The sequence below is a fragment of the Pseudomonas retamae genome (assembly GCF_043496865.1).
GTDB lineage: Bacteria > Pseudomonadota > Gammaproteobacteria > Pseudomonadales > Pseudomonadaceae > Aquipseudomonas > Aquipseudomonas retamae.
Genome location: NZ_JBIEIL010000018.1, coordinates 1 through 19,050 on the forward strand (window position 1 = coordinate 1; position 19,050 = coordinate 19,050).

14 protein-coding genes, 6 tRNA genes and 1 pseudogene are annotated in these 19,050 nt (G+C 59.8%); 12 read left to right on the forward strand and 9 right to left on the reverse strand.

Annotated features, from left to right (window positions below):
- Positions 1 to 289 precede the first annotated feature (289 nt).
- Both ACGSLL_RS26165 and ACGSLL_RS26170 read right to left on the reverse strand, forming a co-directional pair.
- The gene (locus ACGSLL_RS26165) at positions 290 to 1,333 is read right to left on the reverse strand and encodes an ATP-binding protein (protein ID WP_394506931.1); all 1,044 of its coding nucleotides are present in this window, start codon (positions 1,331 to 1,333) and stop codon (positions 290 to 292) included.
- Positions 1,333 to 2,082 carry a response regulator gene (locus tag ACGSLL_RS26170; RefSeq protein WP_394506932.1) on the reverse strand — a complete coding sequence of 250 codons (750 nt, stop codon included), beginning with the start codon at positions 2,080 to 2,082 and terminating at the stop codon, positions 1,333 to 1,335. The genes ACGSLL_RS26165 and ACGSLL_RS26170 overlap by 1 nt, the downstream gene beginning before the upstream one ends.
- Before the next feature lie 297 nt (positions 2,083 to 2,379).
- Between ACGSLL_RS26170 and pyrF the strand changes: the two genes are divergently transcribed.
- Positions 2,380 to 3,078 carry an orotidine-5'-phosphate decarboxylase gene (pyrF, locus tag ACGSLL_RS26175; RefSeq protein ID WP_208940177.1) on the forward strand — a complete coding sequence of 233 codons (699 nt, stop codon included), beginning with the start codon at positions 2,380 to 2,382 and terminating at the stop codon, positions 3,076 to 3,078.
- Positions 3,079 to 3,204: 126 nt separating this feature from the next.
- On the opposite strand, the gene ACGSLL_RS26180 is transcribed toward pyrF, so the two are convergent.
- Positions 3,205 to 4,209, reverse strand: coding sequence for an NADP-dependent oxidoreductase (locus ACGSLL_RS26180; protein WP_394506933.1), 1,005 nt, complete (start codon positions 4,207 to 4,209; stop codon positions 3,205 to 3,207).
- A gap of 238 nt (positions 4,210 to 4,447) precedes the next feature.
- Between ACGSLL_RS26180 and ACGSLL_RS26185 the strand changes: the two genes are divergently transcribed.
- The 4 genes and pseudogenes from ACGSLL_RS26185 (at position 4,448) to ACGSLL_RS26200 (ending at position 9,419) form a co-directional block, all read left to right on the forward strand.
- Positions 4,448 to 5,209, forward strand: coding sequence for an SDR family oxidoreductase (locus ACGSLL_RS26185; protein WP_394507132.1), 762 nt, complete (start codon positions 4,448 to 4,450; stop codon positions 5,207 to 5,209).
- A 733-nt stretch (positions 5,210 to 5,942) separates the two neighbouring features.
- Complete coding sequence (locus tag ACGSLL_RS26190) at positions 5,943 to 7,343, forward strand: aminotransferase-like domain-containing protein (RefSeq protein WP_394508447.1); 1,401 nt, start codon at positions 5,943 to 5,945, stop codon at positions 7,341 to 7,343.
- A gap of 990 nt (positions 7,344 to 8,333) precedes the next feature.
- Positions 8,334 to 8,558: pseudogene (locus ACGSLL_RS26195) on the forward strand (HAMP domain-containing protein); the annotation flags it as partial.
- The gene (locus ACGSLL_RS26200) at positions 8,556 to 9,419 is read left to right on the forward strand and encodes a methyl-accepting chemotaxis protein (protein WP_394508493.1); all 864 of its coding nucleotides are present in this window, start codon (positions 8,556 to 8,558) and stop codon (positions 9,417 to 9,419) included. The pseudogene ACGSLL_RS26195 and the gene ACGSLL_RS26200, both read left to right, overlap by 3 nt.
- A gap of 758 nt (positions 9,420 to 10,177) precedes the next feature.
- On the opposite strand, the gene ACGSLL_RS26205 is transcribed toward ACGSLL_RS26200, so the two are convergent.
- The gene (locus ACGSLL_RS26205) at positions 10,178 to 10,936 is read right to left on the reverse strand and encodes a hypothetical protein (RefSeq protein WP_394508448.1); all 759 of its coding nucleotides are present in this window, start codon (positions 10,934 to 10,936) and stop codon (positions 10,178 to 10,180) included.
- Between the two features lie 380 nt (positions 10,937 to 11,316).
- Here ACGSLL_RS26205 and ACGSLL_RS26210 point away from each other — a divergent pair.
- The 6 genes from ACGSLL_RS26210 to ACGSLL_RS26235 all read left to right on the forward strand — a co-directional run bounded on the left by ACGSLL_RS26210 (position 11,317) and on the right by ACGSLL_RS26235 (position 11,941).
- Positions 11,317 to 11,392: transfer RNA gene (locus ACGSLL_RS26210), tRNA-Glu, on the forward strand.
- A gap of 3 nt (positions 11,393 to 11,395) precedes the next feature.
- A tRNA-Gly gene (locus tag ACGSLL_RS26215) sits at positions 11,396 to 11,471 on the forward strand.
- A gap of 104 nt (positions 11,472 to 11,575) precedes the next feature.
- A tRNA-Glu gene (locus ACGSLL_RS26220) sits at positions 11,576 to 11,651 on the forward strand.
- A gap of 3 nt (positions 11,652 to 11,654) precedes the next feature.
- Positions 11,655 to 11,730: transfer RNA gene (locus tag ACGSLL_RS26225), tRNA-Gly, on the forward strand.
- A gap of 57 nt (positions 11,731 to 11,787) precedes the next feature.
- Positions 11,788 to 11,863 (forward strand) — tRNA-Glu (locus ACGSLL_RS26230).
- 2 nt (positions 11,864 to 11,865) lie between these two features.
- A tRNA-Gly gene (locus tag ACGSLL_RS26235) sits at positions 11,866 to 11,941 on the forward strand.
- A gap of 130 nt (positions 11,942 to 12,071) precedes the next feature.
- On the opposite strand, the gene ACGSLL_RS26240 is transcribed toward ACGSLL_RS26235, so the two are convergent.
- The 3 genes from ACGSLL_RS26240 to ACGSLL_RS26250 all read right to left on the reverse strand — a co-directional run bounded on the left by ACGSLL_RS26240 (position 12,072) and on the right by ACGSLL_RS26250 (position 14,196).
- Positions 12,072 to 12,710: a LysE family translocator gene (locus ACGSLL_RS26240; RefSeq protein ID WP_394508449.1), complete on the reverse strand. Its 639-nt coding sequence runs from the start codon at positions 12,708 to 12,710 to the stop codon at positions 12,072 to 12,074.
- A gap of 1 nt (position 12,711) precedes the next feature.
- The gene (locus ACGSLL_RS26245; protein ID WP_336356333.1) at positions 12,712 to 13,482 is read right to left on the reverse strand and encodes a 2OG-Fe(II) oxygenase; all 771 of its coding nucleotides are present in this window, start codon (positions 13,480 to 13,482) and stop codon (positions 12,712 to 12,714) included.
- An 87-nt stretch (positions 13,483 to 13,569) separates the two neighbouring features.
- Positions 13,570 to 14,196 (reverse strand): alanyl-tRNA editing protein, encoded by a 627-nt coding sequence (locus ACGSLL_RS26250; RefSeq protein WP_394508450.1) that lies wholly within the window; start codon positions 14,194 to 14,196, stop codon positions 13,570 to 13,572.
- A gap of 90 nt (positions 14,197 to 14,286) precedes the next feature.
- Here ACGSLL_RS26250 and ACGSLL_RS26255 point away from each other — a divergent pair, with 90 nt between their 5' ends.
- A complete protein-coding gene (locus tag ACGSLL_RS26255; protein ID WP_394508451.1) occupies positions 14,287 to 15,285 on the forward strand; it encodes a LysR family transcriptional regulator in 999 nt (332 codons plus the stop codon).
- Positions 15,286 to 15,975: 690 nt separating this feature from the next.
- Here ACGSLL_RS26255 and ACGSLL_RS26260 read toward each other — a convergent pair.
- Complete coding sequence (locus tag ACGSLL_RS26260; RefSeq protein WP_258448364.1) at positions 15,976 to 16,383, reverse strand: PA2817 family protein; 408 nt, start codon at positions 16,381 to 16,383, stop codon at positions 15,976 to 15,978.
- Positions 16,384 to 16,472: 89 nt separating this feature from the next.
- Positions 16,473 to 18,920: an acyl-CoA dehydrogenase gene (locus ACGSLL_RS26265; protein WP_394508452.1), complete on the reverse strand. Its 2,448-nt coding sequence runs from the start codon at positions 18,918 to 18,920 to the stop codon at positions 16,473 to 16,475.
- Positions 18,921 to 19,050 lie beyond the last annotated feature (130 nt).

Here is a 19,050-nt window from a genome sequence, read left to right on the forward strand (position 1 = left end):
CTCATTGTTGAGTGGTTAGAAGCGGGTGGTTGGCTTGGGATTTGGGGTGGATTCGCCCCTCACCCCAGCCCTCTCCCGAGGGAGAGGGAGCCGATCGGTGTGCTTTCAAGTGCTGGATTCAACTCGATATCCCGGGTCAGCGTATCTCCCTAATCCCCCACGGTCAGTCCCCTCTCCCTCTGGGAGAGGGCTAGGGTGAGGGGCTTTTCATTGGCTGACCGCAACAGCCAGCTCAACTCAAGCCGCCACATCCAGATACTTCTACTTTCTACCGGGGACCATTGTGTTTTCAGGTCCGCGGCAGGCGAATCACGGCGGTCAATCCACCGCCTGAGGTTTCTTGCAGATTCAACTGTCCACCCAAACGCTGTGCCGCTTCGCGAGCAATGGTCATGCCCAGGCCGACGCCGCCGGAGTTGCGATTGCGTGAGCCTTCCAGTCGGTAAAAGGGCTCGAACACGGCTTCGCGTTGGCCTTCGGCAATCCCGGGGCCATGGTCGATTACGTGGATCAGTAGTTGTTCGCGTTGATCGTGCAGTTCGATGCGCGCCTGGCCGGCGTAACGCAGGGCGTTGTCGAGCAGGTTGTTGAGGCATGAACGCAGTGCCATCGGCTGTACTGGCAGCGGGGCGCAATGGCCGCTGACCTGTACGTCGGCACCCTGGTCCTGGGCGTTTTCGCACAGCGATTCGACCAGCGCCTGCACGTCCATCAGTTGCAGGGCTTCGCTGGTGCGCTGTTCGTGGAGGTAGGTGAGGGTGGCGTCGAGCATGCCGATCATGTCATCCAGATCCTGACGCATCTGGCCCTGGAGTTTTTCGTCGCTGATGTTTTCCAGGCGCAGTTTCAGTCGTGACAGCGGTGTGCGCAGGTCGTGGGAGACGGCGCCGAGCATGCGCGCGCGTTGCTGGACCTGTTCACGGATACGCCGTTGCATCAGGTTGAAGGTAGATGCTGCTTGTCGCGCTTCGCGTGGGCCGGATTCGTCGAGGGGCGGGCTGTCGAGATCTTCGCTGAGGCGTTCGGCGGCGTCGCTCAGGCGCTGGATCGGCCGGCTGAGCAGTTTGGCGCCGTACCACGCGGCGATCATCAAGGTAATGAACTGGAACGTTAGCGGCACCACCGGGCCACCGAACCATGGACGCGGTGGGCGGGGCGGGTAACGCGGATCGGGTGGCGGCTGTTGCCTCTCGGTACCGTGAGTAAATTCTGGTGGCGGTGGAGGCGGGCCGTAAAGACGGAACCAGGTGAACGCCAGCAGATGCGCGAGGACGATCGCCGCGAACAGCACGCCGAACAGGCGCCCGAACAGTGTGTCGAAGCGCGCCCGCATCAGCCGATGTCCCGTGCGTCGAACAGATAACCCTCGCCGCGCACGGTTTTGATCAGATGTGGCGCTTTCGGGTCATCGCCGAGTTTCTGCCGCAGGCGCGACACCAGCAAATCGATGCTGCGGTCGAATGCTTCGATCGAGCGGCCGCGGGCGGCGTCGAGCAATTGTTCGCGGCTGAGCACCCGGCGCGGACGTTCGATAAATACCCAGAGCAGGCGGAATTCAGCGTTGGACAGCGGCACCACCAGGCCATTGTCGGCAATCAACTGGCGCATGACGCTGTTCAGGCGCCAGTTATCGAAACGGATATTGGCTCGCTGTTCGCTGCGGTCGTCGCGCACGCGGCGCAGAATCGTCTGGATGCGGGCCACCAGTTCGCGCGGCTCGAACGGCTTGGCCATGTAGTCGTCGGCGCCGAGTTCGAGGCCGATGATGCGGTCAGTGGGTTCGCAGCGGGCAGTGAGCATCAGGATCGGAATGTCCGATTCGGCGCGCAGCCAGCGGCACAGCGACAAACCGTCTTCGCCGGGCAGCATCAGGTCCAGCACCACGACGTCGAAATGTTCGGCCTGCATCGCCTGGCGCATGGCCGCACCGTCGGTGACACCGCTGGCGTGGATGTTGAAGCGGGCGAGGTAATCGATCATCAACTCGCGAATCGGCACGTCATCGTCAACGATCAGGGCACGAATGCTCCAGCGCTTGTCATCTTTGGGCTCATCCATCAGGGGCGTTTGGGTGTTGTGCATGGGGCTGTTCGTCTGCCAGTTGGCCGCCAACCACAAAAGATGGGCTGCGAGGTGGTGGTTTTCAGCATAGGCGTCCGGCCTTGAGGCGGGAAGTGCTGTTGTAAGAACGTGTTGCGGCTGGCGAGGCTAATGCGGGTGCATGTTGGCGACATGTCGGCTGTGTATCGAAGTCGACACAATAGCAGCGAGCGCTATGCTGATCAGCGCCGGGGCGACGATTTACCGATCATCGGGTGCCGCGCCGCCGCCGGTTCCGCTACAATGCGCGCCGATTTCGACCTGCCTGAGAGCCCATTCATGTCCGCCTGCCAGACTCCTATCATCGTCGCCCTGGATTTCCCCACCCGTGACGCCGCACTGAAGCTGGCCGACCAGTTGGACCCGAAACTGTGCCGGGTCAAAGTGGGCAAGGAACTGTTCACCAGTTGCGCCGCGGAAATCGTCGGCACCCTGCGAGACAAGGGTTTCGAAGTGTTCCTCGATTTGAAATTTCACGACATTCCCAACACCACCGCGATGGCCGTGAAAGCTGCCGCCGAGATGGGTGTGTGGATGGTCAACGTGCATTGTTCCGGTGGCCTGCGCATGATGGCGGCCTGTCGTGAAGAGTTGGACAAGCGCAGCGGCCCGCAACCGTTGCTGATCGGCGTGACCGTGCTGACCAGCATGGAGCGTGAGGACCTGGCTGGCATCGGTCTGGACATCGAGCCGCAGGAGCAGGTGCTGCGTCTGGCGGCACTGGCCGACAAAGCCGGGATGGACGGTCTGGTTTGCTCGGCACTGGAAGCCACCGCGCTGAAAACCGCGCACCCGTCGTTGCAACTGGTGACCCCGGGGATCCGTCCGGCCGGCAGTGCGCAGGACGACCAGCGTCGCATTCTGACCCCGCGTCAGGCGCTGGATGCCGGTTCCGATTATCTGGTGATTGGCCGTCCGATCAGCCAGGCGGCTGATCCGGCCCAGGCGCTGGCTTCGGTTGTGGCTGAGATCGCCTAAGCCTCACTGAAGATCAGAATGTGGGAGCGGGCCTGCTCGCGGAAGCGGTGAGTCAGTCGATGCAGATGTCGACTGACACTCTCTCTTCGCGAGCAGGCTCGCTCCCACATTGGTTTTGTGATGAGTTTAGACTTTCAGCACCAACTTGCCGAAATTCCCGCCGTTGAACAATTTCATCAAGGTCTCGGGGAACGTCTCCAGGCCTTCGACGATATCTTCCTTGCTCTTCAGTTGCCCCTTGGCCATCCATCCGGCCATTTCCTGCGCGGCGCTCGCATATTGCGCGGCGTAGTCCATCACCACGAAGCCTTCCATCCGCGCGCGATTGACCAGCAGCGACAGGTAATTGGCCGGGCCTTTGACGGCTTCTTTGTTGTTGTACTGGCTGATTGCGCCGCAGATCACCACGCGCGCTTTCATGTTCAAGCGGCTCAGCACTGCGTCGAGGATGTCGCCGCCGACGTTGTCGAAATACACGTCGACGCCTTTCGGGCATTCACGCTTGAGCCCGGCGATCACGTCTTCGCTCTTGTAATCGATGGCGCCGTCAAAGCCCAGTTCGTCGACGAGGAACTTGCACTTGTCGGCACCGCCGGCAATGCCGACCACGCGGCAGCCCTTGAGCTTGGCAATCTGCCCGGCGACGCTGCCCACCGCGCCAGCCGCACCGGACAGCACCACGGTGTCGCCGGCCTTTGGCGCGCCGACATCGAGCAGAGCAAAGTAGGCGGTCATGCCGGTCATGCCCAGCGCAGACAGATACACCGGCAGCGGGGCCAGTTTCGGATCGACCTTGTAGAAACCTCTGGGCTCGCCGAGGAAATAATCCTGCACGCCGATGGCGCCGTTGACGTAGTCACCAACGGCAAAGCCGGGATTGTTCGAGGCAATGACTTTTCCCACGCCCAGCGCGCGCATGACTTCACCGATACCGACCGGCGGGATGTAGGACTTGCCCTCGTTCATCCAGCCGCGCATGGCCGGGTCCAGGGACAGGTATTCGTTCTTCACCAGAATCTGCCCCGCCGCCGGTTCGCCGACCGGTACTTCCTGATAGGTAAAGGTCTCACGGCTGGCCGCACCCACCGGGCGTTTGGCGAGCAGGAACTGGCGATTGGTCTGGTTGGTCATGACTGGCACTCGAACGGAATGGAGCTTTGTTGATAGACGCTCGGCGGCCATGGTGCAAGATTGGCTGATGCGGCGAATGCACTTCAATCGACTACGATGATAGTGGCCCGCATAGGTTAATCACTGCAGTTCATGGGGGCATAACCGCTGTGTGGATAGTGCTGACGCGCGATCGAGCGCCATGGCTATGCTGCGCTCCAGCCAATACCAGCATTCCCAACTGTTCGAGGACATCCGCATGAGCATGACGTTTTCCGGTCAAGTCGTTGTCGTTACCGGAGCGGCCAACGGCATCGGCCGCGCGACCGCTCAGGCGTTCGCCGCCGAAGGCCTTAAAGTGGTGGTTGCCGACTTCGACGCGGCGGGCGGCGAGGGCACGGTGGCGCTGATTCGTACTGCCGGTGGCGAAGCGTCCTTCGTGCGTTGCGACGTGACCGTCGAGAGCGATGTGAAAAATCTGATGGACGAGGTCGTCAATACCTACGGTCGTCTCGACTACGCCTTCAACAATGCCGGAATCGAGATCGAGAAGGGCAAACTGGCCGACGGTTCGATGGATGAGTTCGATGCGATCATGGGCGTCAACGTCAAAGGCGTCTGGCTGTGCATGAAGTATCAGTTGCCATTGCTGCTGGCGCAGGGCGGCGGGGCGATCGTCAATACGGCGTCGGTGGCGGGGTTGGGGGCGGCGCCGAAGATGAGTATTTATGCGGCGTCCAAGCATGCGGTGATCGGGCTGACCAAGTCGGCGGCGATCGAGTATGCGAAAAAGAAAATTCGCGTCAATGCAGTGTGTCCGGCGGTGATCGATACCGATATGTTTCGTCGTGCTTATGAGGCTGATCCGAAAAAGGGTGAGTTTGCCAATGCCATGCATCCGGTGGGGCGCATTGGTACGGTCGGGGAGATTGCCAGTGCTGTGCTGTATTTGTGCAGTGATGGGGCGGCGTTTACTACTGGACATTCGTTGGCGGTAGATGGGGGGGTTACGGCGTTCTGATTTTTTTTGTGGGCGTGGCGGCCTGTGGGCCGACCATGCTCTTGGGGTTTGTTTTGGGGGAATATCCGTTGCTTCGGGTGGTGCGGCTGGCGGTTTCGCCCTTACGGCGACTTACTTTTTTACAAGCGCCTAAAAAAGTAAGCAAAAAACGCTTGCTCCTACGTACGGCCCTCGCAGGCTCGGGTCCCTTCGCTCCGGGATCGATCCGGGCGCAGCGGCTACGGTTTGCTTCGCTGCACCTACGTCCGCTGTGTCTGGCTGCGCCAGACGGTCGCTGCGCTCCCACGCCCGGATCGATCCCTCCACTCAGCCTTCCGATGTCGCTGGTTAGGCAAGATCAAGATCAAGAGCACGCGAGCTAACGCTCATTGTTGAGTGGTTAGAAGCGGGTGGTTGGCTTTGGATTTATGGTGTGGCTGCCTCACTCCAGCCCTCTCCCGAGGAAGAAGGGGCGATTTTGGTTGGTTTGAAACTTGCGTTCGACTCGGTATCGCAGGTTGGCGTTATCTGTCACATCCACCTCGGTCAGTCCCCTCTCCCTCCGGGAGAGGGCTAGGGTGAGGGGCTTTTGATTTAAGGCTTTGCGTTGATGCTCGCCCAATTCCGTGTATCCCTTTAAACAATGTGTATCAAGTCGTTAGATCGGTCGCTTTTGGCGGCGTTGTCGCACAGGCTGTCCGGCGTGGCTGTGATTTACTGCGACCAGCAAAAACGGACGGGAGTTTGCTTGCTCATGGAATTGAGAATTGATCGACAGGCAATGGTGCCGGTCGTGCAGCAGATCGTTGATGGGCTGACGGAATGGATTGTGCAAAGTGGCGTGCCGCCCGCCACTCGTTTGCCCTCAGCCCGGCAGATTGCCCGGGGTAATCTGCTCAGTCATTCGTGTGTGGTCGAAGCGTGTGAGCGGTTGGTATCGCAGGGGGTGCTGAGCACATGCCAGGGCACCGGTTTTGTAGTCGCGGCCTCGCCGTTGACGCGTGGCGCCGAGTTTGAGCCGGAATCGTTCGGCGGGCGCTATGGCGGGTGCGATGCGTTTTGCGATGTTGGCGGTGGCTTGAGGCTTGGTTCCGGTGGATTACCGCAGAGCTGGCGCGAGCCGGACGATCTAAGTTATGCGTTGCGTGAGGTGGCGCGCACGGATATGGCCAGTCTGTTCAATTACAGCACGCCATTGGGGCTGCCGGCGCTGCGCGAGCAGATTGTCCGGCGCTTGAAGTTGCTGGATATCGACGCTGGCAGTTCACAATTATTAAGCACCGGCGGCGCCAGTCATGCGCTGGATCTGATCGTGCGCACGTTGTTCAAGGCGGGTGACTGTGTGGTAGTTGAAACGCCGGGGTATGCGCCGCTGTTCGATCTGCTGCGCCTGCATGGTGTATGCATGCTCGAGGTCCGCCGCACGCAGAACGGGCCGGATGTCGAAGCGCTCGAAGCGTTGCTGCAGCAGTTCCGGCCGGCGGCGTTGTTCATCAACAGTCATCATCACAATCCGACCGGCAGTTGCCTGTCGCCGGCCGTGGCGCACCGTATTCTGCAATTGAGCAGGATTCACGATTTGCGCTTGATCGAGGATGATGTCTACGCGGATTTGCACACCGGCAACGGTACTCGTCTGGCTGCACTGGACGAGGACGGTCGGGTCGTCTACGTGGGCAGTTTTTCCAAGACGCTGAGCAGTTCGTTGCGGGTCGGGTTTGTGGTCGCTGACAGTGAGCTGGTCAGGCGTCTGGCGCAGGTCAAGATGGTCAGCGGTTTGGGGGTGTCGCGGTTTTCCGAGGCGGTGCTGGCGACGCTGTTGGTCAGTGGTGCTTACCGCAAGCTGGTGCAGCGCCAGCGGCAGCGCTTGAATGCCGATCGCGCCGCTGCGTTGCAGGCGCTGGAAGATGCCGACTGGGAAGTGTTCGGCAGGCCGGCGGGCGGGTTGTTCATCTGGGCGCGTGCGCGGATGACCGATCAGCGCTCGGTTCGCGGCCAGGCCGAGCGTTGTGGCGTGCTGCTGGCGGATGCGGATGCATTCAGCCCCAGTGGCGAGTCCGCTGATTGGCACCGGATCAATGTGGCCTATGCCTGTGATCCACGGGCGCGACAGTTTTTTCGCAATACCGGTTCGGATCGACCTCCAGTGTTCTGAAAACGACGCAACTGTAGCTTTTTGCCATTATTACGACGGTAGAGACTTGTGCTGGTTCGTGGCCATTGCGACTCTTCGTTTTACTGACAATGGCAGGGGATACGCGCAATGAATTCGGCCATGCAAGCACGTTTCGCCAACCTCGGTATGGCGAAGAAACTGGGGGTCGGGTTTGTGCTGGTCCTGCTGCTGACCGCGCTCGTAGCGGCGATTGGCGTCTGGTCCCTGCAGACCATCAGCCTGCGCTTCGACGGTCTGAAGCAGATGTCCTCACTCAATAGCGGTTTGCTCAAGGTGCGCCTGCTCGAACAGGAATACGCCTTGCACGGCAACCCGAAGACGGCCGATGCCCTGCGTGAAGGCGTGGACGGTCTGGTTGCCCTGGCTAACGAGCTCAAGGCGGGCACGCCGGCCAATGTGTCGGTGATGAACGATGTCGAGCAGTCGCTGGGTGCCTATCGTAAGGCGTTCGATGAGTTCGTCTCGCTGTCTCAGGCCAAGGATCTGGCACTGGAAATGGCCAGTTGGTCGGTATCCAGCGTGGCCAATAACCTTGACGTGCTGCAGGCCGGGTTGGCCGACGACGGTGCTTATACCTTGAAGGATACCGAGGGCAAGGACGGTGCGCAGTTCATGGAGCAGGCCAATCAGGTCAGCCAGGTATCGCGTCTGATGTTGCAGGCAATGAATGAGGCCCGGGTTCGTCTCGATCAAAGTCGCAAGGGCGACGCCGACAGCGTCGGCAAGGGCAACATCGAACAGGCGGCACAAGCGCAGACGCAGGCCGAGGAACTGAAAACCACGGTCAAGGACGAGGGCTATCTAACCGTGCTTAACGAAGTGTCCGGGCATATCGCCGGTTTCAACGACAAACTCGCTGAATACACCGGTTTGCTCGATCAGGAAAAAACGGTCTACGCACAATTGCATCAGCGTGCTGATCAGGTGGTGGAGCGGGTGAATCAGGCCTACCTCGCCGAGGACGCCGCGATGCAGGCTGAGCTGAAGAAAAACTCGCTGTTGATCATTGGCTCCTCGGTCCTGGCGCTGCTGGTCGGGGTGCTTGCTGCATGGTTCATCACCCGGCTGATCGTCGCGCCGTTGCGCAGCGTGATCCAAGTGGCGCAGCGAATTGCTGCCGGTGACTTGAGTGCCAGCGTGCACGTGAACCGACGCGACGAGATCGGCCAGTTGATGCTCGCGATGCAGCAAATGGGCGCGGGGCTGAGCAAGATCGTCAGCGGTTTGCAGGCGGGAATCGAGCAACTGGCCAGTTCGGCACAATCGTTGTCGGCGGTCACCGAGCAGACCAATCTGGAAGTGAGTAGCCAGAAGGAAGAGACCGAGCAGGTCGCCACGGCGATGAACCAGATGACCGCCACGGTGCACGACGTGGCACGCAATGCCGAGGAGGCGGCGCTGGCGGCGCAAACCGCGGATGACAAGGTCGAGAGCGGCCAGCAGGTGGTACGTCAAAGCATGGCGCGGATCGAGCAGTTGGCCGACTCGGCCACTTCGGCCAGTTCGAGTATCGAAAGCCTCAGTGCCGAAATCCAGAATATCGGCACGGTGCTGGAGGTGATCAAGAGCGTCGCCGAGCAGACCAATCTATTGGCATTGAATGCCGCGATCGAGGCGGCGCGGGCCGGGGAGCAGGGCCGGGGTTTTGCGGTGGTTGCCGATGAAGTAAGGGCGTTGGCGCGGCGTACGCAGCAATCGACTGAGGAGATTGAGAGGCTGGTCAGTGCGTTGCGCTCGGCGGCGCAGGCGTCGGTGCAACAGATTCAGAGCAGCGGCGAGCTGGTGAAGCTGGCGGTCAGTGATGCGTTGCAGACCGAGAGCGCGCTGGGCAGCATTGCGGTGGCGGTGTCGTTGATTCAGCAGATGAATCAGCAGATCGCGGCGGCGGCAGAGGAGCAGAGTTCGGTGGCGGAGGAGATCAATCGCAGTGTCACGAGTATTCGTGCGAGTGCCGATCAGTCGTCCATCGCGATGCGCGGGAATGCGGCTTCGAGTGTTGAGCTGGCGCAGTTGGGGGGGGAGTTGCGGTCCATGGTTGGGCATTTTCGGCTTTGATTGAGCGTTGGCGGCCTCTGGGCCGACCATGCTTTGGGTGTTTTGAGTGTTTTGGGTGAATATCCGTTGCTTCGGGTGTGGCGGGTGGCGGTTTCGCCCTTACGGCGAGTCCCTTTTTCAGACGCCAAAAAGGAACCAAAAGGCTTTGCTCCTGCGTTCGGCCCTCGCAGGCTCGGGTTCCTTCGCTGCGGGATCGATCCGGGCGCAGCGGCTACGGTTTGCTTCGCTGCACCTCCTTCCGCTGTGTCTGGCTGCGCCAGACGGTCGCTGCGCTCCCACGCCCCGATCGATCCCTCCGCTCAGCCTTCCGATGTCGCCGGTGACGCAAGATCAACAGCACTCGAGCTAACGCTCATTGTTGAGTGGTGTGAAGCGTCGCATGGCTTGGGATTTGTGGTGGATTCGCCCCTCACCCCAGCCCTCTCCCTAGGGAGAGGGAGCCAATCTGCGTGCCGTTCAAAATTCGCATTCGACTCGGTATCTCAGGTGGCGTACCTCGCCCAAACACCTCGGTCAGTCCCCTCTCCCTCTGGGAGAGGGCTAGGGTGAGGGGCTTTTGATCTTTCAGACTGATTTCCAGCATTAAGGCAAGATAAAAAGCACTCGAGCTACCGCTCATCGTAGGAGTGGTGAGGAGCGACGCGTTTGGGTGAGCCTGCTCGCGAAAGCGGTCTCATGTTGAGCAATTCTTTATCAGGTTCCGTCCCTCGATCGCACAAAAAAGCCACCTCGCGGTGGCTTCTCTTCAATCTCTGCAATCAGTCGTAAATAACTTTCTTCTTCCAGTCCGCATCAGCCTCGACGTCTTTGAGGCCAGTAGTCAGTTGGTTTTCTTCGCCTTCGACCGGTGCGATCTTGTCCATCACTTGGGCGTTGGCGCGGGCCAGGAGTTTTTCCAGGTATTGCAGTTGTTCGGCGTAGATCTGCGGGTCTTGTTGTTTGCGCAGGTATTGCACGCCGCGTTCGAAGGCGAGGCGGGCCTGGCCGGGCTGGTTTTGTTGCAGGGATTGCTGGCCGAGGTTGTTGAAGAATTCAATGTGCAGCAGGACGAGGATGTGGCGCACTTCGCGAACCCAGTGTTTGGCTTCGTTCGGTGGCAGGAAGCCGTCGTGGGCGGCGCGGGTGATCTGGCCGTGGAGGGCTTCGAGGAGGAAGCGTACGTCTTTGGCCTTGGCTTCGGTGATGATCGGTGCCGGAGGGTTGTTGATCGGGATCGATTCGCCTTGGGCAACCAAGGCGCTGAGTTCGGTAATGCGCGCTTTGGTGGTGGCGCTGGTTTTTTCCAGGTTCAGCAGGCGCTGGCAGACGTTCAGTTCCAGACGGGTCAGCAGCAGCTTGAGTGCCGGAGTCATGAACTGGCCGGGAAAGGTCTCGGTCAGTTCGCCGCAGCGACGCAGCCGGTCGTTGAGTTCGACTTTGGTGCGGGCCTTCTCCAGTTTGTTGTTTTCCACCACATGGTTCATGTAGCCAATGGCGATCAGAATTGCGATCCCGGCTATGACAAGCAGGGTGATCATGAGTGGTGTCACCGGTAAGACCTCTTTATAGGGTTCGCATGCGAGTGTAGTGGCTGGGCATAGGGCCGCCTAGCGCCACTCGACGATTCGGTTCGGCAGTTCAATCTGTATCGGCCGCACGCTGTTTATATGAATGCTGGCGTTTGCTGTACAGATTGCCATCACTGTGCGGACTATAACGCCTTGGCCCGTGGCAGAATATAGGCGTCAAACATCGGACGACGGAAAAGCCCGTCTGCCGCTCTAAAGCAGGGCGAAGTTATTGATTTCAATAAATTTATATCTGGGGGTTGACGACCCCTCAATCCATCCATAGAATGCGCGCCACTTGCAGCGTAAAGCACACAGCGAAGCGCAGCAGGGAGTGAATGTTGTAGTGTGTCCCCTTCGTCTAGTGGCCTAGGACACCGCCCTTTCACGGCGGTAACAGGGGTTCGAGTCCCCTAGGGGACGCCATTTGCGGGAATAGCTCAGTTGGTAGAGCACGACCTTGCCAAGGTCGGGGTCGCGAGTTCGAGTCTCGTTTCCCGCTCCAGTTTTAAACGGCAGTGCTTTCGGGCGGTGCTGAGTGAAACCAGAACCAAGTCTTTTGATGCGGATCTGGACACCGAAACACACACCATGTGTTCCGGGTAGCGTGTCCCCTTCGTCTAGTGGCCTAGGACACCGCCCTTTCACGGCGGTAACAGGGGTTCGAGTCCCCTAGGGGACGCCATTTGCGGGAATAGCTCAGTTGGTAGAGCACGACCTTGCCAAGGTCGGGGTCGCGAGTTCGAGTCTCGTTTCCCGCTCCAAATTCTAGAAACGCCGCTCAGTGAGCGGCGTTTTTATTAGTGAAAGTTGTAGCCTGTGTCCCCTTCGTCTAGTGGCCTAGGACACCGCCCTTTCACGGCGGTAACAGGGGTTCGAGTCCCCTAGGGGACGCCATTGCGGGAATAGCTCAGTTGGTAGAGCACGACCTTGCCAAGGTCGGGGTCGCGAGTTCGAGTCTCGTTTCCCGCTCCATATTCACAAAAACGCCGATCAGTGATGATCGGCGTTTTTGTTTGCGCGGCATTCGTGCGAGCCGTCGATGTAAATCCTCAAAAAGGCCCGCTGAAGCGATTTCGGCGGGCCTTTTTTGCGATGTATCCCTTTACCAGGACAACATCAATCGCCCGGCAAACAGAATCAGTACCACGCCCATGGTGCGTTCGAACCAGTGCCCCATGCGCATGAACAGCAATCTGACCCGGTTGCTTGAGAAAAACAGCGCAACCAGCACGAACCACGATGCGTTGACAAAACACATCCACAATCCATAGAACGCCTGGATTTGCAGCGGTGTGCTGGCACTGATGATCGTGGTGAAGATCGCCAGGAAAAACAGCGTGGCTTTAGGGTTGGTGGCATTGGTCAGAAAGCCGGTGCTGAAGGCCTTGAACAACGTTTGTTCGACCAGCGGCTCGTCGGTGGACTTTTCACCCTCAACGCTCGATTTCGGTTTGCTGCGCAGCAGGCTGACACCGAGGTACAGGATGTAAGCACCGCCGATCACTTTGGCCACGGTGAGCAACCACGGCGTGGTGTGCATCAAGGCTCCGACGCCGAGCAGGGTATACAGCACATGCACGGAAATCCCTGCGCCGATGCCCAGTGCTGTGCAGATACCGACCAACCGGCCGAAGCGCACGCTCTGGCGAATGGTCACTGCGAAGTCCGGGCCGGGAGCTACCACGGCCAGAAAGTGAATGGTCGCCAGCGCGAGAAATTCGCCCAGATAATTCGAATACATTTCAGCTCCAGTAAGTCAGGGGTGATGCATTGCCGCGATAGCCGACAAAGAACGACAAGCTCAAACGCGGATCAGCCACGCCCGGGGTCACCGAGTGCATGCGCCGCGAATTGAACATGATGAAATCGCCCGGTTGCGGCCGGACCTCCAGAGCAGGAGGGCCGAGCAGGGCGGGGTCGATGCCGTAACTGTCGCCACGCATCTCATCGAATTGGTCAGGGGTGATGCGGTCGTCCCACATCTGCAACGCGCCGCCTTCGGTCGGCATGTTCAGGTAGACGTTGCAGGCGAACTGCGCCTCCAGACTGCGCGCCTGAAAACTGTCCGGGGCGTCCTTGGCGAAGATGTCGTGATGGGCGAGGAAGCACACGCCCGGCTTCACTACCCGTGACAGTCCGACATACATTTTGCGGCCGTAGAGGTTTTCCAGGTGCGCACCGGCCGGCCAGGATTCGTCGAGCATGCAGCGCAAGGTGTCGATCGGTGAAGAGTAGGGCGCACATCGATTGCGTAATTCAGCGATGTTGCTGGCCGCCCGCTCGAAGTAATCCTCGATCAGCAGCGGCTGATTTTCCGCCTCGTAAAACGCCATGCCGATGCGGCCAATACTCGGCGCGTTGATGTAACCCTCAAAGCCGGGTGCGAGGATCTTGTTGCCAATCTCGATCGCCAGCGGCTCGGCCAGAAAGCTTTTGACGCGGATGGCGAGGACTTCTTCGTTGGCCAGTTTTTTTATGCACGTCTCATCGAGACGCTCGACGTCTAGCATCATGTCTTAGGTCCATCTATCGATAGTCAACGGAACCGGCGAATGCGGTCCCCCGGCGTCGAACGCTGCGTGCGGCAGCGTTCGAAATCCTCAATCCACGCTGTAGTGGACGGACAACGTGCCTTTCTTCTGCGAAAGGGACGTGATCGTGACTTTGCCCAGTTCCTTCAGGCTGCGTACATGGGTGCCGCCGCAGCCATAAGCGGGCAGGTCACCGAAACTGATTTCCCGCGCACCTTCGCGCAGTGAGGTCAGGCGTGGCAGATCGTCGGCGATCCATAGATCGAGCGCTTGTTGTACGGCCGCTACGTCAAGTTCCTGGGCGGCGTCGCCGGGTTTGAATTGCACACGACCTTCGTCCGGCCAGTGGTGAGCCTTGATCGGCGTCCAGCCGTGCGCCTGAATGAAATGCCCAATGAGGTGGCCGGCCGAATGCATGCGTGTGTTGAAGCGGCGAGATTGCTCGTCGATGCGGATGACGGTCATGCCGAGCGGTACCGGCCGGTCGACAAAATGGATGATCCGCTCCGGCTCCTGCACCACGCGTGATACCTGGCTTTCGCCGATCCAACCGGTATCGCTGGGCTGACCGCCGCCCTGCGGATGAAACAGGGTGGCGCGCAAGACCACGGCGAATTCATTTTCCTGGGGCGTGCAGTCGAGGACTTCCACATTGGCCTTGAGGTCATCACTATGGAAAAAGAGGCGAAGCGTCATATTCCATGCCCTTATTAAAGTTTCTTTTTTTATTATATGAATCGGGTAATAGCGTGATAATCCGTTCAAACATCAAAGGACTTGTGCGCTGTGAGCATAAATTTGCCGCTACCTTTACTTGGAGAAATGGCGATTTTCGTCAGGGTCGTGGAGACCGGCAGCTTCTCTGAAGCCGCTCGGCAACTGGGTTCGTCACCCTCAGCGGTGAGCCGCAGCATTTCCCGCCTGGAAAAGGCACTGGCCACGCGCTTGTTGCAGCGCACCACGCGCAAGCTGCGCTTGAGTGACGGTGGCGAAGAAGTCTTCAAGCGCTGTCAGGAAATGGTCAGCGCCGCGCGCTCGGTGATGGAAATCAGCGGCCAGTTCACTCATGAAGCCGAGGGTCTGGTACGCGTCAGTGTGCCGAAAGCCGTGGGCCGCTTCGTGATTCACCCGCACATGCCGGAGTTCTTGCGGCGTTATCCCAAGGTCGATGTCGAGTTGTTACTGGAGGATCGACAGGTGGATCTGATCGATGATCATGTCGATCTGGCGATTCGCATCACCGATCGGCCGCCGGCGGGGCTGGTCGGACGACAGTTGCTGACCATCGATCATTTGCTCTGTGCGACGCCGCAGTATCTGGCCGAACATGGCGCGCCGACGCATCCGCATGATTTGCTCAACCACAGTTGTATTTATCTGGGCGAGACCCCGAGTGATGCCCGCTGGAAATTCAAGAAAGGCAGCAAAGCGGTGACGGTCGGGGTGCGCGGACGCTATGCCGCCAACCATACGGGTGTGCGGCTGGAGGCAGTGTTGCAGCACATTGGTATTGGCAGTCTGCCGTACTTCACGGCGCGTTATGCGTTGGAGCAGGGGCTGGTGGTGCAGGTGTTGCCGCAGTGGACTTTTCTTGCGTCGTACCACGGTGGGTTGTGGTTGTTGCATTCGCCGACGCGGTATTTGCCGCCCAAGCTGCGGGTGTTTATCGATTATCTGGTGGAATGTCTGCAGAAGGAGCCGACCTTGGGGCGGCCGGGCAGGTCGGGGGCTGGGGGGAATGTGGCGATGGCTTATGAGTTGCCGGAGGGGGAGGGATTGCTCTGATTTTTCTGTCTGGTTTTGTTTTGGCCTTGGCGGCCTTTGGGCCGACCAGACTGTTGGGGTTTTTGGGTGAATATCCGTTGCTTCGGGTGCTGCGGCTGGCGGTTTCGCCCTTACGGCGAGTCCCTTTTTCAGACGCCAAAAAGGAACCAAAAGGCTTTGCTCCTGCGTCCGGCCCTCGCAGGCTCGGGTCCCTTCGCTGCGGGATCGATCCGGGCGCAGCGGCTACGGTTTGCTGCGCTGCACCTCCTTCCGCTGTGTCTGGCTGCGCCAGACGGTCGCTGCGCTCCCACGCCCGGATCGATCCCTCCACTCAGCCTTCCGATGTCGCCGGTTAGGCAAGATCAAGGGCACTCGAGCTTGCGCTCATTGTTGAGTGATTAGAGGCGGGTGGTTGGCTTGGGGGTTTGCGGTGGATTCGCCCCTCACCCCAGCCCTCTCCCGAGGGAGAGGGAGCCGATCTTTGGGCTTTTCAAATTTTGTGTTCGACTCGATATCGAAGGTCGGTTTAGCTCTCGCATCCACCTCGGTCAGTCCCCTCTCCCTTCGGGAGAGGGTTAGGGTGAGGGGCTTTTGATTTTTATCGATGAATCCGCATTTGCCGAAAGCCAGCGTTATGTTCACCTGTTAAACCACCAAAAAAAATGCCCGCATGGCATCACCATTGCGGGCATTTTCATGACCAGTGCAATCTCAGTGCTTGCTGTCCTGCGCGGACATCGCCATCAGTTGCTTTTCCTGGTTCCAGTCGAACGGTTCGTCGTTCTGTTCGGCTTCGTAGCGACGTTCTTCGAGTGCCTGGTACAAGTCGATTTCTTCGTCGGACAGATAGTGCAGGCAGTCGCCGGCGAAGTACCACAGCAGGTCGCGCGGGATGAGGTGGGCGATTTGCGGGTAGCGGGTAATGACCTGGGTCAGGATGTCCTGGCCAAGGTATTGACTTTCGATAGGGTCGATCGGCAAGGACGCCAGCAGTTCGTCGAAGCGCTCGAGGAACAGCGCATGGCTTTCTTCGGGCACCTGTTCGGCCTCACCTACGGCGACCAGGATACTGCGAAGGTGGTCGAGCAATACAAGATGATCGGCAACGACGTTGGACACGAGATAAGTCCTCAAGAGCAAAACGGGCGCGGGATTATAAAGCCCCCGCGCCCGTTTTTCACAGGTTAAACGCTGTACGGCAGCAGAGATCAGCGGACTTTGCCCTCGGCCAGCGCCAGTTCTTCTTTGTCGAAATCATCGACATTGATCACTTTGCGTCGTGCGGCTTCGGCGTCGCGCAGGTTTTGCGCTTCGACCGGTTGCAGCACGCCGGCCTCCAGTGCCGCGTCGATGGCGTGTTCGCCGGCGACCGGTTTGACCTGAGCGCTTTTCAGCGCGGTGTGCAGCTTTTTGTGCAGTGGCTGCGCGGCATGCAGCAGGTCGCTGGCGTGTTGCAGTGCGCCAACCGCGTCGTCTGGCGATTGCGGGCGGTAGCAGCCGGCAAGGAGTTGTTCCAGCGCCGGATCGCCCTTGGCGCGACCGATGACGCCCGCCACTTCGGCGCCGAGCTTGTCCGACGGGCCTTTGTGGCGGCGACCGAACGGGAAGACGATGACCCGCAGCAGACAGCCGAACACCTTGTTGGGGAAGTTGCGCAGCAGTTCATCCAGCGCTCGTTCCGACTGGCCAAGGCTTTCTTCCATGGCCCAGCGCAGCAGCGGTTCCATGTAGGCCGGTGAGTCAAGGTCGTGGTAACGCTTGAGCGCGGCGGAGGCCAGGTACAGGTTACTCAGCACATCGCCAAGGCGCGCGGACAGACGTTCGCGGCGTTTCAGCTCGCCGCCCAGCAGCATCATGCTGAAGTCCGCAAGCATGGCGAACGCCGCGGCCTGTCGGTTGAGCGCGCGGAAGTAGCCCTGACTGAGCTTGTCGCCCGGCGCGTGTTCGAAGTGACCGAAGCCGAGGTTGAGCACCAGGGTGCTGGCGGCATTGCTGACGGCGAAACCGATGTGTTTGAGCAGCAGGCCGTCGAACTCTTTCAGCGCCTGGTCCTTGTCTTCGCGGCCGGCCAGGGCCATTTCCTTGAGCACGAACGGGTGGCAGCGGATGGCGCCCTGACCGAAGATCATCAGATTACGCGAAAGAATATTCGCGCCTTCGACGGTGATGAAAATTGGCGCGCCGTTCCAGCTGCGCCCGAGGTAGTTGTTCGGGCCCATGATGATCGCTTTGCCGCCATGCACATCCATGGCGTGGCTGATGCACTCGCGGCCGCGTTCGGTGAGGTGATACTTGAGGATCGCCGACAGCACCGAGGGTTTCTCGCCCAGATCCACCGCGTTGGCGGTGAGCATGCGCGCAGCGTCCATCATCCAAGCGTTGCCGCCGATGCGCGCCATGGCTTCCTGAATACCTTCGAAGGCCGACAGCGGCACGTTGAACTGTTCACGAATCTGCGCGTATTGCCCGGTGACCAGGCTGGTGAACTTGGCTGCACCGGTGCCGACCGCGGGCAGCGATATCGAACGACCGACCGACAGGCAGTTCATCAGCATCATCCAGCCTTTGCCGAGCATTTCCTGACCGCCGATGAGGTAGTCGAGCGGGATGAACACATCTTTGCCGGCGTTCGGCCCATTCATGAATGCGGCGCCCAGCGGCAGGTGACGACGACCGATTTCGACACCGGGGGTGTCGGTCGGGATCAGCGCCAGACTGATGCCAAGGTCTTCCTTCTCGCCGAGCAGATGCTCGGGGTCATAGGCTTTGAAGGCCAGGCCGAGAAGTGTCGCGACGGGGCCGAGGGTGATGTAGCGTTTTTCCCAGTTCAGGCGCAGACCGATGACTTCCTCGCCTTGCCACTGGCCTTTGCAGATGATGCCGGTGTCAGGCATGGCGCCGGCGTCGGAGCCGGCGAGCGGGCCGGTGAGGGCGAAGCACGGAATGTCATCGCCGCGGGCCAGTCGTGGCAGGTAGTGATTGCGTTGTTCGTCGGTGCCGTAATGCAGCAAGAGTTCGGCCGGGCCGAGGGAGTTGGGCACCATTACTGTGGAGGCGAGGTCGCCGCTGCGGGTGGCCAATTTCATCGCCACTTGTGAATGGGCATAAGCGGAGAAGCCTTTGCCGCCGAATTCCTTTGGAATGATCAAGGCAAAAAAACCATGTTCCTTGATATGTGCCCAGGCTTCAGGCGGCAGATCCATCGACTGGCCGATCTGCCAGTCAGTGACCATTGCACAGAGTTCTTCGGTCGGGCCATCGATGAAAGCCTGCTCTTCTTCGCTCAATTGCGCCTTGGGGTAGGCCAGCAGTTTTTCCCAGTCCGGACGCCCGCTGAACAGTTCGCCATCCCACCACACAGTGCCGGCATCAATGGCATCGCGTTCGGTCTGCGACATCGGCGGCAGGGTTTTCTGGAACCAGTTGAACAGCGGCGCGGTGAAATGCTGGCGGCGCAGGTCAGGCAGCAGCAAGGGTGCGGCGATCAGCGCCAGCACTACCCAGAACAAGGCCAGCAACCAGCCCGGCGCGTGACTGAAAATGCCCATCGCTACCAGGTACACGGCAACGATGCCCAAGGCAGGCAGAGGGGCGATGCGCCGGTGAGCGAGATACGCCACACCGACGATCAAAACCAGTATCCACAACAACAGCATATTCAGTCCTCCGTGAACCAAGGCAAATCGACCCTCCAGAGCTTAGACGGCATCTGTAAAAGCGGGTGGTCAGACCAAGGTGATTGAAATCGTGGGAAACCCCGGATGGTTTTCGTAGGTTCGGTGGGCA

What these genes read in the sequence shown, in the direction of transcription:
- ACGSLL_RS26265 (WP_394508452.1), bottom strand. Translation starts at nt 18,920, where the DNA reads ATGCTGTTGTTGTGGATACTGGTTTTGATCGTCGGTGTGGCGTATCTC.
- ACGSLL_RS26250 (WP_394508450.1), bottom strand. Translation starts at nt 14,196, where the DNA reads ATGACGCTTCGCCTCTTTTTCCATAGTGATGACCTCAAGGCCAATGTG.
- ACGSLL_RS26190 (WP_394508447.1), top strand. Translation starts at nt 5,943, where the DNA reads ATGGAATTGAGAATTGATCGACAGGCAATGGTGCCGGTCGTGCAGCAG.
- ACGSLL_RS26185 (WP_394507132.1), top strand. Translation starts at nt 4,448, where the DNA reads ATGAGCATGACGTTTTCCGGTCAAGTCGTTGTCGTTACCGGAGCGGCC.
- ACGSLL_RS26180 (WP_394506933.1), bottom strand. Translation starts at nt 4,209, where the DNA reads ATGACCAACCAGACCAATCGCCAGTTCCTGCTCGCCAAACGCCCGGTG.
- pyrF (WP_208940177.1), top strand. Translation starts at nt 2,380, where the DNA reads ATGTCCGCCTGCCAGACTCCTATCATCGTCGCCCTGGATTTCCCCACC.
- ACGSLL_RS26200 (WP_394508493.1), top strand. Translation starts at nt 8,556, where the DNA reads ATGGGCGCGGGGCTGAGCAAGATCGTCAGCGGTTTGCAGGCGGGAATC.
- ACGSLL_RS26240 (WP_394508449.1), bottom strand. Translation starts at nt 12,710, where the DNA reads ATGTATTCGAATTATCTGGGCGAATTTCTCGCGCTGGCGACCATTCAC.
- ACGSLL_RS26170 (WP_394506932.1), bottom strand. Translation starts at nt 2,082, where the DNA reads ATGCACAACACCCAAACGCCCCTGATGGATGAGCCCAAAGATGACAAG.
- ACGSLL_RS26245 (WP_336356333.1), bottom strand. Translation starts at nt 13,482, where the DNA reads ATGATGCTAGACGTCGAGCGTCTCGATGAGACGTGCATAAAAAAACTG.
- ACGSLL_RS26165 (WP_394506931.1), bottom strand. Translation starts at nt 1,333, where the DNA reads ATGCGGGCGCGCTTCGACACACTGTTCGGGCGCCTGTTCGGCGTGCTG.
- ACGSLL_RS26205 (WP_394508448.1), bottom strand. Translation starts at nt 10,936, where the DNA reads ATGATCACCCTGCTTGTCATAGCCGGGATCGCAATTCTGATCGCCATT.